Below are 18,199 nucleotides of genomic sequence, written 5' to 3'. Positions count from 1 at the left end.
TAAGGTAACGAGCAAAAAACTAGTCATGAGCTAGTTTTTTTGCTATATAAAAGGTGCACGACAATAAGTTATTTCTTTAAGCTTTTGATTCCTTGCTAGGTTCATGTAATAGGCTATGGGATTTTTGATTTTGCTTAAATTGATTGGGTGTAATGCCTGTTATTTGCTTAAAGGTTTTACTAAAATGACTTTGGGTGGTATAGCCTAATTTTGTAGAGATTTCGATTAAGGATAGATTGGAAAACAAGATCAGATGTTGTGCTTTCTTTATTCTGTTGGTATGAATGTATTGGGTAAAACTCATGCCGACATCTTTCTTAAACATTCTGGATAAGTAACTGCTATTGGCATTGACATGATTGGCTACATCCTTAAGGCTAAAATTCTTGTATAAATTTTTGCTAACATATTTAATAATTTTCTGAGTAAGTGGTGCGTAGTTATTCATGTGGGTAGCTACGCTATTTTTTGTATGGCTAATAAAGTCGAATATCATAACAGAGTTGAGATTTAAAAGGGTTTCTTTTTGATGAAGAGACTCAATTTTGTTAATATAGAGGTCGCTTAAAAAGAAGGCGTATTTTTCATCTAAGCCTGCTTCAATAGCAATTCTTGTAACCACTGTACAGTTACAGATTAAGTTGTTTTTTAGTGAGCGTAAAGAATTATTACGACATAAAACAGACGGCGAGTAAGTGCTATATGCATAGCCAAGATTTTCAATTTCCTCTAAGTTACCCTCTAGAATGGCTTGATAGAGCTTCTTCTCTAATGCATAAGGGTAATGGGATGTTTCCCCTATGTTTTGAAATGCCCGTTCTTCCTCTAATAACATATCGGTCATGTTAGATGTATGGAAAATTTGACTGAAGTTCATATTCCCTATAAACACATGATCCCCTCCAAAAGTAAAAAATGAATAAAAAACGGTAATAATCTTGATAGATTAACAGGTTACATTTTATTATAATAAAACCAGAATCATTAGTGTTATTATAGCATAGCGAGCTAAAAACAACAATGTTAGCATAACCCATCTTAAAGGAAAATCATGGACTATACGAAATATGTTAGCCTCGTTGTGTTTGATAAAAGTATGAATGAAGTAATGGAGCCATTTAAGCAAAATAATGTATTGGAGGGTCATTATGAAGGAAAACGTGAAAAACATCTTATCTCAACTGACACTTGAAGAAAAGGCATCCTTATGTTCTGGACAAGACTTTTGGACAACAAAACCCATTGATAGATTAGGTGTACCATCCATTATGGTATCTGACGGACCTCATGGGTTAAGAAAACAAGCTGTTGACGTGGACCACCTAGGTATGAATGAATCTGTACCGGCAACATGTTTCCCAGCAGGTGTTACACTTGCATCCTCTTGGGATCGGGATTTAATTGGAAAAGTAGGTGTAGCATTAGGGGAAGAAGCCCAAACAGAAAATGTGGCCGTATTGCTAGGTCCAGGAGCCAATATTAAACGATCGCCATTATGTGGCAGAAATTTTGAATATTTTTCAGAAGACCCCTACTTATCTTCTCAGATAGCAAAACATTACATTATGGGGGTACAAAGCCAAGGCGTTGGAACATCCATTAAGCATTTTGCTGCCAATAATCAAGAATACAAAAGAATGAGTGTGGATACACTTGTGGATGAAAGAACCCTAAGGGAGATATATTTGGCAAGCTTTGAAACAGCTATAAAAGAAGCAAAGCCTTGGACTGTGATGTGTGCTTACAATAAGTTAAACGGTACGTATTGCCCAGATAATTATCGTTTATTGACAGAAATATTAAGAGATGACTGGGGATATGAAGGTTTAGTTGTTTCTGACTGGGGAGCAGAAGATGACCGCGTTGAAGGCATAAAAGCCGGTATGGATTTAGAAATGCCTGGTAATGGTGGACGCAATGACAAAAGGATTATTGATGCTGTGAATAATGGCAAGCTGACCATGGAAGCATTAGACAAAGTTGTTGAACGGGTTTTATCATTAGCATTTAAAGGGACAGAAGAAGCTAAAGAAATGACCTTTAATAAAGAAGAACATGATACTTTAGCAAAAAATGTAGCTTCGGAGTGTATGGTGCTTCTTAAAAATGATCACCAAATCTTGCCTCTTCATAACAAACAAAAAGTTGCTGTCATTGGAGAGCTAGCTAAAACCCCAAGATTTCAAGGTGGAGGAAGTTCACATATTAACCCCATTTATTTGCACAATGCCTATGAGGAAATAGAAAAAATCAGTTCAATCTGTTACGCACAAGGTTATGATTTACAGGCCGATGAACCTTGTGAAACATTGGTAGCAGAAGCCATTCAATGTGCCAGAGACAATGAAGTGGTTGTTGTTTTTGTAGGGCTTCCTGACCGATATGAGTCAGAAGGCTATGATAGAAAACATATGCAAATGCCCAAAAATCAGGTGCAGCTAATTGAGGCGTTAAGTGAAGTCAATGAAAACATCGTGGTGGTATTGGCCAACGGTTCACCCATTGAAATGCCTTGGCTGAATCATGTCAGAGCTGTATTAGAAGGCTATTTAGGCGGCCAAGCAGGGGGAGCAGCAGTAGCGGAACTATTATATGGCATGGCGAATCCATCTGGAAAATTAGCAGAAACTTTCCCTATTAAATTAAAAGATAATCCATCTGCATTAAATTTCCCGGGAAAAGAAGATAAAGTTTCTTATCAAGAAGGCTTATTTGTTGGCTATCGCTATTATGATGCTAAGGAAATGAAACCCTTATTCCCATTTGGATTTGGACTTAGCTACACCACCTTTGAATACACCGATATACAAGTAGATAAAGACGAAATAGCCGATACAGATCAAGTAAATGTAACGGTTACAGTTAAGAATACCGGTGACCGAACAGGTAGAGAAGTTGTACAACTGTATGTGAGGGATAAGGTATCATCCGTTATCCGACCAGACAAAGAACTAAAAGAATTTGCAAAAGTGGAACTTGCCCCTGGAGAATCAAAAAAAGTGGTCTTTACATTAAGTAAACGTGCTTTTGCTTATTACCATGTTGGGATTAAGGATTGGCATGTAGAAACAGGTGAATTTGACATATTAGTAGGGGCTTCGTCCGCCAACTTACCACTTAGTACGTCCATTAAAGTTAATTCAACCGTTAACATCAAAAAAGTATACACCAGAAATTCTGTTCTTGGTGATATAGCCCAACATCCAGTAGGTGCACAAGTTGTACAACAGATTTTTGGCAAAATGAGAGACATGTTTGCTGGTAGTAATTTATTTGATGGTGACGCCATAGAAGAAATGGGCTCTACAAGTACCTTGAGAGCTATGATGATGTTTGGTGGCATGGATGAAAATGATCTGGAAAATTTATTAGAGCAGTTAAATGCATAGAAATAATAAAGTAACATTTGAAGCAAACTTGATCTTAATGATAAAAATGACCATAGGGATTTAAAGTTTATAACAGGTATAGAGCTATGGACTGCCAGAGTTTAACTACACAAATCTGGCAGTTCTTTTTTGGTTCATGGTTTGACATCTGAAACATAATCTTATCTGAATTTTATAATGTTTATTTTAGAAAAATCAAGTCTTCCATTTTCTTGGATGAGTTCTTCGTGTGCATGAATATATGCTACCTTGCCGACAAACATTTCATGGGATCCTGTTTTAATGGAATCAACGACGGTGCATTCAATGTTGACAGGACAATCTAAGAGTAGAGGGGCATTGACTTTTTTTCCCTCACCTATTTTCATATCTAATGCCTTTAATTTATCTTCATCTCTTCCGCTATGGCTTCCCAAATAAGCATATTCTTTTCTTAAGGCTTCCGTTACAAGATTTACAACAAAAACACCCGTTTCTTTAATCATATGATAAGAATATCGGCTGGGTACAATACCTACCATCACCATTGGTGGATCATAGCTGCAATTACAAGCATACGCTACAGCCAAAGCATTGTCTTGACCATCTTTGCTTCGGCATGAAACCAGTATATCTGGCATTGTCTTAAGACAACTTTTAAAATCCGTTACTTGTTTTTTCATGGATCTAATCCTCCCATATCATTTGTATATGTATCTAACTATAATTATACAAGATGTTTATTTCAAAATACAATATTAATTAAGACCTATAAAATAGAGTTAGTAACACCAATGCTACAAGTAGTATAGGCGTTTACAAGTTAATAACGGTTACCATAGAAAGAATAATAATTATAACTTAATAAACTTTTGTAAAAACGTTTTCTCATAAAATGAATTTTAAAAGCTTATAAATTAAAAAAATATACTAAAATTATTTTTAAATATGTTAATTATATACAAAAAAATAGATAAAATAAATAAATACTTGAAAAAACGTTTTTACAGTGCTAAAATAACACTATGCTCATGACAAAACACGTAGTCAATTGCATTATATTTCACAAATAAATGGGATGGTTAAACATTTTTCTAGTGTATTCACAGGGTTTATATTAGAAAAGTTAAATAAAAAGGAGGATGGTTATGCGAAAAATATTATCACTATTTATGACATTGTTACTTATGTTAAGTGTTGTGGGGTGTACAGGTGACAAAGAAAAGGGAGATTCACAGAAAACACCTTCATCATCAGATTCATCTCAGGGACAAGAACAGGATAAGGATACGCTTACCTTTGATGCAAAGGAAATGACCGTATATATCCGTATGATGGAGTCCCAAGACAAATGGTTTAGAGAAAATATCATTAAGAAGTTTGAACAGCAGCATGGTGTTAAAATCAATGTACGAACCTTTGAAAATGTGGTTGACTTACAGCAAATTTTAGAACTTGATAAAGAAAATACCATAGGACTCGTAAAAACTGGAGATTCTATGGTGACCCCATTGGCTAAAAAAGGCTTTATGATGCGTCTTAATGAGATTGACGGGGTTGATGTTGCGTCTGATTTAGGCGATTATCTGGAAGAAGCAGTAGCATTAGGAACCATTGATGGGGAACCTTATTACATACCTCGAAAACTTGAAACCAATACCTTGTTATACTTAAAATCTGCTGTAGAGGATGCCGTGGCTAACTGGGAACCGATGAAAGATGCTATACAGGCTATGTTTAAAGCAGAAAACGGTTTTGGCTTGCCTTCAGATTATACATTAGAAGCTGACCCTAATGCATGGGATTGGTACGATCTGGCAGTTGCTGGTTACTATTGGGCAAATACAGAAATGAATGGTATGAAAGAACCGCGTATAGCTCACCGGGGAAAAGATTATGCTGGTACCACAACAGAGCTTGTGACCAAAGCTTTTCAAGCAGGTGCTTCCCAAGAAGAAGTCCTTCACATGACAGGTCAAGGGATTGTTGATGCTTATGAATGGGAAGTGTTCATGAAAGAGAATGGGTTATATAACCCAGGTATGTGGGAAGAAGGCTGGTCTGGCGGTGGTATCTGGAAAGCTATGGCAGCAGGAAAAGTGTATTTAGCATTCATGCATCAGATTGACGCATTCTTTATTCATGGGGGAACAGACCCATCCATGACAGGTTTCTTAGCTAATCCTGATGATATGGGGGTTGCCATTATGCCAGCAGGTGCATCCCTTGACATGGCAGATGGAAAACCAGCACGTATGGGTAAACATGCATCACAGTTAGGTGGCTGGTGGTGGGGTATCCCCAAATCAACACCCGATGCCAAGTTATCCTATGCATTAGCAAGGTTTATCACCAATGCGGAGAATCACAAAGCAGAAGCTTCAACATTTGGCATGATGCCTGTTCGAAAAGATATTATGGATGACTTAGGCAGTTCTTTTGAAGAGGATTGGATTAAGGACGTATTTGAGAACGCTGTTAAACAGATTAATTCAGATGTGACGCCTTTACCAACGGATTTGAACTGGCCTGAAATTGCCCAATTATATAATGACGCTTGGTTTGACATTGTTGTATCAGGTAATCATGATAGCGTACAATCACAGCTTGAAACGTATACGAAAAAAGCAGCAGATATACTGAAGAAATAATGGATTAGCGATATTGGTACGAAGCTTCATAGGTGAGTAACATGGGTATTCATATATGAAGCATAATGAGAATGGGCTGTCTCATGGAATCTGTTTGCTTTCATGAGACAGCCTCATTTAAACCTTGTAGGAGGGAAACATGATAAAAGCAATAAAAAAGAATGCTTTCTTAATTTGGACACTCTTACCAGCCATACTCTTTTTATTAGGGTTCTTTTCCGTCATCGTTTTTTATTTAGTTAAATTGGCGTTTACCCATTATGAGGCTGGTATGGCAACATCCATGGGTATCCAAAATTTTATTGAGATGGCAGAATCAAAAGAATTTAAAGAAGCTTTTCTAAGAACTTTTTATTTTGTAATCTTCGCAACACCACTTCAACTATTAACAGGTATGGTTACGGCTATGCTGGTTAATAAAAAATTTCTGGGTAGGGGTGTTGTCCGAAGTGTGTTTTTATTACCACTGGCTATACCAACCATTGTCACCACATCCATTTTGTTATTAATGTTTTCGCAAGGTGGTCATATATCGTCCCTTTTATTAGGACAATACAGCTTTTTTCCAAAGGTTGTGAACACGGAGATTGCTTTTATCAGTAAGGAGCCTTTGGCGATTGGTCTATCGATATTTGGTAAAGTCTGGCGGGATACCCCCATTTCCATGCTTATTCTGTTAGCAGGATTACAGGCCATTAGTGAAGACCAGTATGAAGCGGCGAAGACCATGGGTGCTTCATCCATTCAAAACTTTTTTTACATTACCTTGCCATCCATGCTGCCAGCTATATCATCTGTACTTGTACTGCGTTCCATAGAAGCTTGGAAAGAGTTTATATTTCCTTACATATTAGCGCCTACGTTCCCTGTTTTAGGCGTTTTAATTGAGAAATACTATATTCAACTCCAAAACCCAAGCATGTCTGCAGCAATCGGTATGATTCTTATAGTCGTCATTTTAGTGGGGACATTCTTACTGAACAAATTGTTGAAATACCTAAATAATCTATTGGTTAAAGCATAAGGAGGCGAAGATCAATGAGAAAAAAATGGACAGTACAAAAAACAATATGGTTTTTCATGATCATCTTGAGCCTTGTGCTGGTGTTGTTACCTATTTATATTATGTTTAAGTATTCGATTTCCGATAGAGCCAGTTGGATTACAGGTGGTCAATATCCTGTACCTTGGTTTCCCTTTAAACCCAATCTGGATATGTATCGTTATTACCTATCGGATACCAGATTCTGGGCTAATGCATTCCTTAGTATAAAAGTTGCTTTATTAACGGTCACCTTATCCACTTTAATTGGTGCACCAGCTGCGTATGCATTAGCCAGGTTTAAGTTTAATGGAAAAGCCGTCTTACTGGTACTCATCTTATCCATTCGACTGATTCCAGATATTTCGGCGGTTATACCTGTAGCGACAATCTTTACAAATTCATTTTTATATCATTTACCCATCGAGTTAAAAGTGGCTTTATCCCACACCATACTGGGTTTACCCTATGTGGTGTATATTGCACAAGGTGTTTTTGAAACCATACCTGTGGATTTAGAAGAGCAGGTCATGATTATGGGAGGAAGCAAATTATATGCCTTTACCCGTGTCATCTTACCACTAGCTGTTCCAGGACTGGCGGCAGGGGCAATTTATGTGTTTTTATTATCGTGGAATGAGTTTATTTTCTCTTACTTTATAACATCCACAACATCAGCTAGTGTCTTACCATTACCTGTATACTTAAGAAGTGTATTTGGTGCATTCACACCAAGTCCAGTTTCTGTAGCCACCTTATCACTGATTGTGTCATTACCGGTAATAGTGTTTACGTTTATTATTCAAAAATACATGATTGCAGGGTCCACTGCAGGTGCAGTAAAATAGATAGGAGGATAACATGTTAGGTTTAACATTAAAGCATATTAAAAAAGTATATCCTAATGGATTTGAGGCAGTTAAGAAGTTGAGCTTGGAAGTTAGAGCAGGAGAATTTGTATCTTTTGTAGGACCATCAGGATGTGGTAAGTCAACAACCTTGAGAATGATTGCCGGACTTGAGGAGATTTCACACGGTGAACTGTATATTGGTGATAAAAAAGCCAACGCATTGTCCCCAAGGGAACGGGGCATAGCCATGGTTTTTCAAAGCTATGCATTATTTCCCCATATGACTGTAGCTGCCAATATTGGTTTTGGTTTAAAAATCCAAAAAGTCCCTGTAGCAGAGAGAAAGAAGAAAATTGAATGGGCACTGGATTTGTTGGATTTAGATGGCTTAGGTGACCGTAAACCTGCTCAGTTATCAGGAGGACAAAGACAGCGAGTAGCTCTTGGGCGGGCATTGGTTCTTGATCCAGATGTACTTTTACTTGATGAACCATTAAGTAACTTGGATGCCAAGCTAAGAATTAAGATGCGTCTAGAATTAAAACGCATTCATAAGGAACTGAATGCAACCATCATCTACGTAACCCATGACCAAGCGGAAGCCATGACACTGAGTGACCGTATTGCCATATTAAAAGATGGGGATTTAATGCAATGTGGCACGCCTACAGAAATCTATAACAACCCAGCCAATGAATTTGTAGCTGGTTTTGTAGGCAGTCCACCTATGAACTTTATATCCGGTCAATTGAATAGCGACAAAGAAAACATGACATTTGTGTCGGAATATGGTACATTTATATTTGACCATGTATTACAAACAAAAGTACAGGAAAAAGGGATAAGCGGTCCTATTACTTTAGGTGTAAGACCTGAAGATATAACCATATCAACACAAAAAGCTGACAATGCTTTTCAAGGCATGTCCATCGTCACGGAAACACTAGGTTCAGATGATTATGTATCGGTACTGCCTAGGGGTGTAAAACGTGGGGAGCTATTAACAGTACGGATAAAACCGGAAATGAACTTTCCTTTAGATAAAGAGGTCTGGATGGAGCCTAAAACTGAAAAAATACATGTATTTTCTTGAAAGTCTTTAAAAGAGCAAAAGAATAGAGGTGACAACCATTGAATGATGGTGATAAGTATCAGAAAGCTTCCATTAAAGATGTAGCCAGAGAAGCAAATGTTTCCGTATCGACGGTATCTAGAGTCATACGAAAGTACGATAATGTAACCAAAGAAACAGAAGTAAAAGTGAATGAAGCCATAAAAAAATTGAATTATATACCTAACGCTGCGGCTTCAAGACTTGGTTCAGGTTCTCTAGAAAATATAGGTGTTGTATTCACAAGATCAGCGGATAAAGCTTTTCAAAACCCTTTTTTCTCTGAAATGCTAATGGGTATTGGGCATATTTTAGAGCAATACGACTATAATATGCAACTTATCATGCATAATGATATCAAACAGGAACGAAACAAGGTGATGGCTAGTCTTGCCAGTGGTATGATTCAAGGTGTTATCATCCTTTCCACACGAAACTATGACATGCTCGTACAAGATTTAGCCAATAGTCTTTATCCATTTGTTGTGTCCGGTCGTGTTAAGGGGATTGAATCGGATAGACCTATTTACACCGTCAACACAGACAATCGAGCTGGCAGTTTTACGATGGTGGATCATTTAGCCAAATTAGGACATAAGAAGATTGCCATTATTAATGGTCCAGCAGAGTATGTGGTGAATATAGACCGCTATGATGGCTATCGCAGGGCATTATTAAATCATGGCTTGGCATTTGACCCGGATTTAGTCATCAATGGAGGCTATACCATTAATGATGCTAAGCAAGTCGTCGTTGAGAAGCTACGCGAGCGTCAGGATATCACAGCTATTTATGCCAAAGATGATATGAAGGCAATAGCTGCCATGCAAGGAATTAAGGAACTTGGGCTTAGAATACCAGAAGATATTGCTGTGGTGGGCTACAATGATTATGATTTGGCTAAGATTTCTGAGCCTCAATTAACCACCATGCGGGTTCCGATATATGATTTGGGTATGGAAGCAGCAAAAATGATTATCCAATTAATTCGAAATGAAGAAATTGAAAATAACACAAACATGTTAAAGACAGATTTAATCATCAGGCAGTCATGCGGATATGGATTAAACAACAATATATGAATAATAGAATAGAGAGGCTGTCACATAATACCACAAGATTATGTTACACAAAGGTGAAGTATATTTAGAACCGTTAACCTTGGTATGTATTATGAGACAGCCTCTGTAAGAATTATTCATAAAAACGTTTTCACAACTGGAGGAAAAAATAATGACTTGGAATGCTCAAATTATTTCACATACACATTGGGATAGAGAATGGTATCTGAATAGTCCCTATACCAATGAATGGTTGGTACCTTTTTTTGATCAGCTTTTTAAGATGTTTGAGAAAGAAGAAGCCTATCAGTTCGTTCTGGATGGTCAGATGGCCATGATCGATGATTACTTTGAAGAACTTGCTAAAGGAAACCGGCCAGTTTATAAGTATAGAAATAAGATTAGAAAATATGTTAAGGAAGGTCGTCTGTTTATTGGACCTTACTATTTACAGCCTGACTGGCAGTTACTCAGTGAAGAAGCTCTGGTTAGAAATCTACTCATAGGCCATAAGAAAGCTTCAGAATATGGAAAGTGTATGCATGTTGGTTGGCTGCTGGATAATTTTGGTCAGATTTCTCAAACTGCTCAGATTCATAAAGAGTGCGATATACAAGGTCTATATGTCTGGCGAGGTGTGGAGATGGACCCAAGGCAAGTAAGGTCTGAATTTATATGGGAAGCACCTGATGGTACAAGAATGCCCAGTGTCTACTTGCTTAATAGTTATCGAAATGTCATGCGCCTTGCAGAATACGCAGAGATTATGAAAAGAAGAATTTACGATGAAGTGGATAAACTTCAAGATTTTATGACAACCAGCAACATGTTGATGATGAATGGTTATGACCAAGAGATGGTGCCGGATGATATTCAACCCTATATTAAAACGAAGGAGTTGGATACAGAGCATATTAAAGTGACTCAAAGTAATCCAGAAAGATACTTAGCATCTGTCTTAGAAGAAGAACCTGACCTTATGACGTTGCAGGGAGCACTCTATAGCGGTCGATTCATAGCTGTATTTCCCGGTGTCATGTCATCTAGGATGTACTTGAAATTACAAAATGATGCATCACAAAAAGCCATTGAACACCATGCGGAACCCTTATCCATGTTGGATTACTTTTTAGGTGGCGATTATGAGGCATCTGTACTGGATAAAGCTTGGGAGCTGTTGTTGAAGAATCATCCTCATGATAGTATTTGCGGTGTAAGTATTGATGATGTGCATCAAGATATGGAGAACAGAACACGGGATTTTCATTTCCTCATGGATCATCAGATTAGAAAAGCTGTTATGCATTTAGCTAAGCGTATTAACACCAAACAGCTAGAGGATGAAAACTATTTTGTCTATAACCCAAGTCCCTATCCACGGTCTGAAGTGATTAGTATTAATGGTGAGAATTATTATATGGATCATATAGAATCTTTTGGATATACCCATGTGAAGAAAGAACAGGTTGTAGGTAAGATTAACAAAGAAGGTAACCATATTGAAAATAATAAGATAAAAGTGATTATTAATCCTAATGGTGCCTTTGATTTATACCATAAGGCAACCAATAAATGGTATGTAGGGCTAGGGATACTTGAAGATAAAGGGGATGCTGGTGATGAATACAATTATTCCTATCCAGATACAGATAAAAGTTATTACTCAACAGATAGTGATGTCACCATTACTGACTTAATGGTAACACCTGAAAAAGTGCAGGTAGAAATACGGTTTGACATGGACTTACCAACAGGCATAACAAAAGATAGAAAGAAGAGAAACCATGAAAGGATGAACATGCCAGTCCGACAAGTTGTCACCATGGAGGCGAATTCAGAGGTCATTAAAGTGAAGACAGCCATTAAAAATACAGTAAAAGACCATAGGGTTAGGGTTTTGTTCCCAACAGACATAACAGCTGATTATACATATGCAGGCAGTCCTTTTGATGTGGTAAAAAGACCCATTCACATGGATGACTATGATGAAGCCATGATTCCCGATAATGTAAAACGGGTTATTGTGGGGGCTAGAGAAGCAAAACCGAACACAACATTTCTAGGCCGAGAGCTGATTGATATCAATGATGGAGAGAAGGGTTTGGCAATTCTGTCCAAGGGGTTACCAGAGTATACGGTTTATCAAGATAAGAATACCATTGCATTGACACTGTTTCGTTCTGTTGGCTGGATTGCAAAAGACATTAACACACGTATTGGTGATGCAGGGCCAGAAATATTTACACCAGAAGCCCAATGCTTAAGAGAAATGTCATTCGAATATGCTGTCTATCCTCATGAAAAACATTATGACAAAGGCAATGTGTTACGAGAAGCAGATCGGTTTAATCATGACTTACTAACATTTGTTACAGATAAACATGACGGGAGCTTATCACCTTCACAATCCTTTATGAAAGTAGATGCCCCCAAAAACGTTGTTCGCGTCACCAGTATTAAACGGTCAGAAGATGGTAACGGCATAATCGTTCGCCTATATAACGGCTCAGACCAAGCGACCCACGCAACCATAGCATCAGCTTTTCATATTCATAACGCATACAGAACGAACTTCTTAGAACAACAAAAACAAGCATCAACACTATCTGTCCATAATAATACATTTGAGTTAAAAGTAGGCAAAAAAGCCATTGAGACGATTTACATACAAGTGACAGTCGATACAATAGACATGAACGAGGAAGCTTATGTCGATATCTACGAAAACGAAGAACCTTATGACTTCAGTAATTATGCATATGTACCACTGGTAACAGAAGAAGATATAGCATCAGAGGTGAAGCGAGCCGACAAGCTAAAAGATGGACTCCATAACCCCATGCTTAGAAGAACAGCTCTAGAAGCCAAACTCTCCGCAATCTTAACAAGGGACCGTTACCACGAAACACAAATACACAAACTAGGCTATCAACTCAACGAAGCCAGAGTATCCAGAAGGGTGCACGACTACATTAAAGACATCCACTAATACATGATAAGGGGACGTTTCGTCTGTCATGTTTTGATATAGATTTAGTCTTTTATCTGTAAATTTTTTAATGATATTATGATAAAATATAAATATGCATGACAAGGGGACGTTTCGCTTGTCATGTTTTATTACAGATTTAGTAGTTTATCTGAGAAATTTTTAATGGTACTATGATAAAATATAAAGATGAATAAACTATGTGATAGCATGACAAGGGGACGTTTCGCTTGTCATGTTTCATTATAGATTTAGTAGTTTATCTGTGAATTTTTTAATAGTATTATGATAAAATATAAGGATAATAAACTATGTGATAGTATGCAAGGGACCTTCATTTGTCATATATATAAAGTTATAGTTAACTATAAGTTTTCATGATTCTAACATGCAAATATAAATTTAATATGATATAGGTTTTGATGTTAACCTATTACATGACAAACGAAACGTCCCCTTGTCATATGAAAGAAGGGATTTAATGATATACTGCGCATTTTTTCGAGGTGTTAATGTAAATGGTGTTAAAATGACCATGGGGGTTATTAAGGAGCGGTTTGAGAAACTTGGATTTTGTGAGGTAACAACCGTATTAGCAACAGGGAATGTCATTTTTGCTGAGAATGAAGGTCTGCATGCATCCGCAATCGTTAAGCAAATTGAAGATGACTTGTCACTTTACTATAATAGACAAGTCTATATATTCTTGAAAACGGATGAGGATGTTAAACATATTATAGAATATGCTATGGACTACGATACCAAGAAATATAATTTATACTGGATGTTGGTTGATACGGCTATTCATAGAAAAAAGATTGTAGATGAGTATGATACCACAACAGCTATAGAAGGAGAACAGATTGCCATAAAAGGTGGTGAACTGTATTGGTTGGTGCCAAAAGGATATACATTGAAAACACCTTTTGGAAAACTACTAGGTAAGAAAAAATATCAAGCCCATTTAACAAGTCGAAATCTAAATACAATCAAGAAAGTATTGTCTAAAATGCAGTCATCATGACAAGGGGACACGTTTCGTTTGTCATGTTTTATCATAGAATTAGTAGTATTTGTAAATTTTCAATGATACTTATAAGAAAATCTAAGAGTGTATTAACAATGTGATAGTATGACAAGGATGCTTAATCTGTCATACATATAAAGTTATAGCTATATATAAGTTTTTAATGACTCTTGTATATAAATGATAATAACCAAGATGATAGAGGTCTTGATGTTAATCAGTTATATGACAAACGAAACGTCCCCTTGTCATATTTTTGCCGACTCTTGATAGGTTAGGGGAGATATCTTATAATAGTATAAAAGAGGCAAAGTACATACAAGGAGAACAGATTATGTCAGGTGTTAAATGGACGGATGAGCAGCAAAAAGTTATAGATACAAGAGAACGCAATCTGCTGGTATCAGCGGCAGCAGGTTCTGGAAAGACGGCGGTATTGGTAGAACGGATTATACAGATGATTACGGATGAGGAGAAACCTGTGGATATCGACAGGTTATTGGTGGTGACGTTTACCAATGCGGCAGCTTCAGAAATGCGGGAGCGTATATCAGAAGCGCTGGAGAAAAAAATTGATAACAACCCTGAAAATCGGTATTTACATAAACAATTATCATTACTTCCTAATGCGAGTATTATGACCATTCATGCTTTTTGTTTACAAGTCATTAAAAATAATTTTCATATGATACAGGTGGACCCGTCCTTTCGTGTGGCTGATGAAACAGAGTTAACGCTGCTTAAAAGTGATATCGTCAAAGAATTATTAGAGTCCTATTACCAAAAAGATAATAACGACGAGTTTTTGGCACTCATTGAAAGCTATGCCACAGGTAAATCCGACGATAGAATTGAGAGTCTTATTATGGAACTTCACAAATTTGCCATGAGTAATCCATGGCCGGTAAAATGGCTAAAGGAGATGGCAGATACCCTTCATGTGGTAGATGAAAAAGACTTGGATGATAAAGTATGGACGAAGATGGTGACCAGGGATTTGGAACAAGCTTTACCCATGTCGATACGCTTATTGGAAGAGTGCCTAAGCATCTGCCAAGAAGAAGGTGGACCCATTGGGTATGAAGACGCTATAGCACTTGATCTTAAACATATAAAAAGTATATATCATCAATTACAAGAGGGGTATCAACATATTTCCCAAGAAATAATGGGCATGAAATTTGGACCAATTGGACGTTGTAAAAAAGGTGTAGACCCTATAATGCAACATAAAGTGAAGGCTATTCGAGAGGATATAAAAGAGAGCTTTACGGCTATTCAAGATCAATACTTTTTCAAAGCTCAAGCCCATATAGCTCACGATATTGATCAAACCTACCCTGTTATAGAAGCTTTAGTTGACCTTGTGATAACCTTTATGGAAAACTACAAAGAAGCCAAAGCAGAAAAAAACATGATTGACTTTAATGATATTGAACATTATGCCCTTAATATTCTGGTAACAGATAATGAGGAAGGGGAAAAAGTACCTTCCAGTGCGGCGATTCAATTACAAGATAGATTCAGTGAGATTCTTATTGATGAGTACCAAGACAGTAACTTAGTTCAAGAAACCATTCTAACAAGTGTGTCTAAGATACATCAATCAATGCCTAATGTGTTTATGGTTGGTGATGTTAAACAAAGCATTTACAAGTTTCGACTTGCTAAACCAGAATTATTCATGGAAAAATATAAGACTTATTCAACAGAGGAAAGTAAATATCAGAAGATTGACCTTCATCGGAATTTCCGTAGTCGTGAAAATATCTTAGATTGTACCAATTACTTGTTCAGTCAACTCATGTCATTGGCATATGGTGATGTTGTCTATGATGAGCATGCGGCACTGCATCTGGGGGCGCCTTATAAGCCATGTGAAGAAGGTATACATGCAGGGCCAACAGAACTGATACTCATTGACCACGAAGAGGTAGAAAGTGACGAAATTATCGAGTCGAAAGAGGTAGAAGCTAAAGTAATTGCTGGTCGTATTAAAGAATTAATGAACCCAGATGAACCTTATTACATCTACGATAAGAAAAACGGTATTTATCGGCCTGCCATGTATAAAGATATTGTCATTCTTATGCGAAGTACCAGTACAACAGCCGATATGTTTGTTGAGACCCTGGGGAAATATGATATACCTGCCTATACAGATGCATCCACAGGCTATTTTGATACCGTTGAAATACGGACCATACTATCCCTGTTAAAAATAATTGATAACCCAAGACAAGACATACCTTTATTATCGGTGTTACGTTCGCCCATTGTGGGGTTAAAAGCAGATGAACTGGTTAGAATTAAGACACAATTACCAGAAGGCGAATTTTATGATGCGTATGAGCAGTACATCATAGGCACCATTGATGAAGATGACCTGAGTCAAAAATTAACAGCTTTTCATGAGCAGCTGACAGATTGGCGAGAAAAAGCGGTGTACATGCCTCTTCATGAATTGATTCTTCATATTTATGAGGTCTCTCATTACTATAATTTTATATCGGTGATGACAGGTGGACGTCAGCGACAAGCCAATTTGGATTTGTTAGTGGACAAAGCCATACGCTATGAATCTACCAGCTATAAAGGCTTGTTTAATTTCATTCGTTATTTGGAAAAGATCCATAAGTACGCTATTGATATGGGTGAAGCTAGTATCTTCGGTGAGAGTGAGAATTTAGTACGGATTATGAGTATCCATAAGAGTAAGGGGCTTGAATTTCCTGTTGTTTTTGTGGCAGGTATGGGAAAACAATTTAACATGCAAGATTTGAATAAACCCATTCTACTTCATCAAGACTTGGGATTTGGTCCCAAGTATGTCAATTATGAATTACGTTATGAAACAAAGACGTTGCCTCGATCTGTTATCAGTAAGCAGATTAAGAATGAGAGTTTATCAGAAGAGTTAAGAATATTATATGTAGCCCTAACCCGTGCACGGGAAAAACTTATTTTAGTAGGTAGTTGTAAAGATATCCATAAGAAGATTGAGAAGGTGAGTACGTATCTATTCTTACCAGATGTAACCTTACCCAATGCTTTGATTGGAAAAGGGCGCAGTTATTTGGATTGGATTATACCCGCTATATTGAGACATGCTGATGGGGAAACATTACGGGCATGTTGTCAAGGCTTAGTGATACAATCCCCTGAGGCATTATATCACCATCGTTCATTTTGGGAGGTAACATGTATCACACCAGAACAAACCATTGAGAAGGAAGAAGTTCATGCCCAAGAGCGAATGCAGTCTTACGAGGCTTTAACCCATTGGGCATCGGAAGTATCCTATAGCGATTATGATAAGGACTATTTTGACAAACAGCTTAACTGGGTATATCCAGCCAAGGATGCCATAGCCCGATCCGTTAAAGTATCTGTTTCAGAAATTAAGAGACAGAACATGCTCTTAGTCCAAGAAGAACATGAAGAGCTCTTCCATGATTTTGAACCTTACAAACCTGCTTTTATGGAAGAGAAAATTCGTTTAACACCAGGGGAACGCGGTACAGTCTTTCATAAGGTGATGCAGCATATTGACTTTAATCGGATGGATGAGCAGGATTATTTGGTCACCTATTGTGATCAACTGGAAAGAAATGGCATGCTAACAGAGAAAGAAAAGAAAAGTGTCTCCATTCAAGCCCTGTTAAGATTTAGTGATAGTGATTTAATAAAAAGAATGATTAACGCTGAAAAACAGAAGCAGTTAAAGCGAGAAATGCCTTTTGTCCTTGGTATTAATGCACAAGATATCTATGATGCATGTGATCTAAAAGAGACTATTTTGGTTCAAGGGGTCATTGATTGTTATTTCTTAGAACACGACGAAATTGTCTTAGTCGATTATAAGACAGATTATATCAAGCCACATGAAGAGCAGGTATTGATTGATCGATATAAAAAGCAAATGGAACTCTACTGCAGAGCGCTTGAAAATATTTCAGGTTTTACGGTAAAAGAAGTGATTTTATATGCTTTCAGTATTGGACAAGAGATTAAAATGGATCCATTTGGTCTTGGTGATTAGTCAATAAAAAAATTTTACAACCTGGTATAAAACCCGTGAAATAGCCTATAATCTAAA

11 protein-coding genes are annotated in these 18,199 nt (G+C 37.2%); 9 read left to right on the top strand and 2 right to left on the bottom strand.

The window, feature by feature from the left end:
- Positions 1 to 76: 76 nt before the first annotated feature.
- Positions 77 to 844, bottom strand: a complete 768-nt coding sequence (locus tag HZI73_RS21620; RefSeq protein WP_212695428.1) for a helix-turn-helix domain-containing protein — start codon at positions 842 to 844, stop codon at positions 77 to 79.
- A 304-nt stretch (positions 845 to 1,148) separates the two neighbouring features.
- Between HZI73_RS21620 and HZI73_RS21615 the strand changes: the two genes are divergently transcribed.
- The gene (locus tag HZI73_RS21615; RefSeq protein WP_212695427.1) at positions 1,149 to 3,389 is read left to right on the top strand and encodes a glycoside hydrolase family 3 C-terminal domain-containing protein; all 2,241 of its coding nucleotides are present in this window, start codon (positions 1,149 to 1,151) and stop codon (positions 3,387 to 3,389) included.
- A gap of 161 nt (positions 3,390 to 3,550) precedes the next feature.
- Here HZI73_RS21615 and HZI73_RS21610 read toward each other — a convergent pair whose 3' ends face one another.
- Positions 3,551 to 4,051 carry a flavin reductase family protein gene (locus HZI73_RS21610; RefSeq protein WP_212695426.1) on the bottom strand — a complete coding sequence of 167 codons (501 nt, stop codon included), beginning with the start codon at positions 4,049 to 4,051 and terminating at the stop codon, positions 3,551 to 3,553.
- A gap of 465 nt (positions 4,052 to 4,516) precedes the next feature.
- On the opposite strand from HZI73_RS21610, the gene HZI73_RS21605 reads away from it, so the two are divergent.
- The 8 genes from HZI73_RS21605 (at position 4,517) to addA (ending at position 18,142) form a co-directional block, all read left to right on the top strand.
- Positions 4,517 to 6,019: an ABC transporter substrate-binding protein gene (locus HZI73_RS21605; protein ID WP_212695425.1), complete on the top strand. Its 1,503-nt coding sequence runs from the start codon at positions 4,517 to 4,519 to the stop codon at positions 6,017 to 6,019.
- A 139-nt stretch (positions 6,020 to 6,158) separates the two neighbouring features.
- Complete coding sequence (locus tag HZI73_RS21600; protein WP_212695424.1) at positions 6,159 to 7,043, top strand: carbohydrate ABC transporter permease; 885 nt, start codon at positions 6,159 to 6,161, stop codon at positions 7,041 to 7,043.
- A gap of 14 nt (positions 7,044 to 7,057) precedes the next feature.
- Positions 7,058 to 7,909 (top strand): carbohydrate ABC transporter permease, encoded by an 852-nt coding sequence (locus tag HZI73_RS21595; protein WP_212695423.1) that lies wholly within the window; start codon positions 7,058 to 7,060, stop codon positions 7,907 to 7,909.
- 13 nt (positions 7,910 to 7,922) lie between these two features.
- Complete coding sequence (locus tag HZI73_RS21590) at positions 7,923 to 9,005, top strand: ABC transporter ATP-binding protein (protein ID WP_212695422.1); 1,083 nt, start codon at positions 7,923 to 7,925, stop codon at positions 9,003 to 9,005.
- A 38-nt stretch (positions 9,006 to 9,043) separates the two neighbouring features.
- Positions 9,044 to 10,105, top strand: a complete 1,062-nt coding sequence (locus tag HZI73_RS21585) for a LacI family DNA-binding transcriptional regulator (RefSeq protein ID WP_212695421.1) — start codon at positions 9,044 to 9,046, stop codon at positions 10,103 to 10,105.
- A gap of 151 nt (positions 10,106 to 10,256) precedes the next feature.
- Positions 10,257 to 13,073, top strand: a complete 2,817-nt coding sequence (locus HZI73_RS21580; RefSeq protein WP_212695420.1) for an alpha-mannosidase — start codon at positions 10,257 to 10,259, stop codon at positions 13,071 to 13,073.
- 457 nt (positions 13,074 to 13,530) lie between these two features.
- Complete coding sequence (locus HZI73_RS21575) at positions 13,531 to 14,097, top strand: DUF1697 domain-containing protein (protein ID WP_212695419.1); 567 nt, start codon at positions 13,531 to 13,533, stop codon at positions 14,095 to 14,097.
- Between the two features lie 337 nt (positions 14,098 to 14,434).
- Complete coding sequence (gene addA / locus HZI73_RS21570) at positions 14,435 to 18,142, top strand: helicase-exonuclease AddAB subunit AddA (RefSeq protein ID WP_212695418.1); 3,708 nt, start codon at positions 14,435 to 14,437, stop codon at positions 18,140 to 18,142.
- Positions 18,143 to 18,199 lie beyond the last annotated feature (57 nt).

This window comes from Vallitalea pronyensis, from assembly GCF_018141445.1.
In the GTDB taxonomy this organism is placed as follows: domain Bacteria; phylum Bacillota; class Clostridia; order Lachnospirales; family Vallitaleaceae; genus Vallitalea; species Vallitalea pronyensis.
The sequence above is the reverse complement of the archived record's forward strand: the minus strand, read 5'-3'. Positions and strand labels throughout refer to the sequence as shown.